We start from the raw sequence: 1,106 nt of genomic DNA on the forward strand, positions 1-1,106 counted from the left end.
TTAATCAAGGAATGTCATGAGCATCTCAACCATCCAGAACGCCGGGTTCGCGGGCACCGCACGCCTGGGCATCCGCGAGGTCGTGCGCCAGCTCAACGCCGCACTGGGGGCCACGCTGGTGGCGGCCCTTACAAGCAGCAAAGACCCGCGCATCAGCTAYARGTGGGCCCGTGAGAACGGCCCTGAGCCCAAGCCCGCCGCTGTGCAGCGCCTCTTGCTCGCCCACCGGGCCTGGATCGCCGTATCGACCAACGAGGGCGAGCACGTAGCCCGCCTGTGGTTCATCGGCGCGAACCCCTGGCTTGATGAGATCTCGCCGATCGAAGCCATCAGCAACTTGGAGTCCAAGAAGGTCATGAACGCCGCACAGGCCATGATCGAGGATCGCTTCAACGGATGAGGCGTGTCTGCACGGCCACAGGCTTGGCTGTCCTGAGTGGGTCGCTGAAGGGGTTCCGCATCGCCAAGAGTTCCTACGGGCCGCTGTCGCCCCGCGAGCGTCCGGCGCTGCCGCAGGATTCGGCTGAACGAGCCGGTTGGTCACGCTTCGACTCCATCGGATCGACGATCTATATTGCCGACACGAAACGCACCGCCTATTTGGAGACCCTCGCGCCATCGGTTCCGAGTTCCGTTCCGCCGTCGCTTTTGCGGCCAACACCTTTGGTATTCCGGTAGACGATGCACAGCAAATGGTGGAGAAGGACTGGGTTGCCAACGGCAACATGGTTCCCGGTTGGTTGCCGGCCGTCTGGCGCGACGGCCGGCTCATGTATACGCTGCGGGTTTCCGACAGCGCCCAATGGGTGGATCTCACTGATGATGTATCCGTCGCCGTGCTCAACAAGGAACTCGGAGCCGAGTTAGAAGCTCTGGGTGAGTCTGAAATTACCTTGGGTACTTTCACGGGAGGCAACCGCCTGGCTACAACGGCGATTGCCGATTGGATTCGAGAACAGGTCCTGGACGACGGCAACTATGCCAACGGCGTCCAGTTCCTCTCAAAGTACGGAACCGGAAAGTGTTGGGCGTACTGGCTTACGCGGCGCGACCTTGGTCTCTCCAACGAGCTGGTATCTGTGGTCGCAGAGCAGGAAGTTTTGGCC

1 protein-coding gene and 1 pseudogene are annotated in these 1,106 nt (G+C 61.3%); both read left to right on the top strand.

Features of this window, described 5'->3' with window-relative positions; genetic code table 11:
• Positions 1–16 precede the first annotated feature (16 nt).
• The gene (locus tag AB4Y80_RS16875; protein WP_442215492.1) at positions 17–400 is read left to right on the top strand and encodes a hypothetical protein; all 384 of its coding nucleotides are present in this window, start codon (positions 17–19) and stop codon (positions 398–400) included.
• A 136-nt stretch (positions 401–536) separates the two neighbouring features.
• Positions 537–1,106, top strand: a pseudogene (locus tag AB4Y80_RS16880) (hypothetical protein); the annotation flags it as partial.

The sequence above is a fragment of the Specibacter sp. RAF43 genome, assembly GCF_052114065.1.
Lineage (GTDB): Bacteria > Actinomycetota > Actinomycetes > Actinomycetales > Micrococcaceae > Specibacter.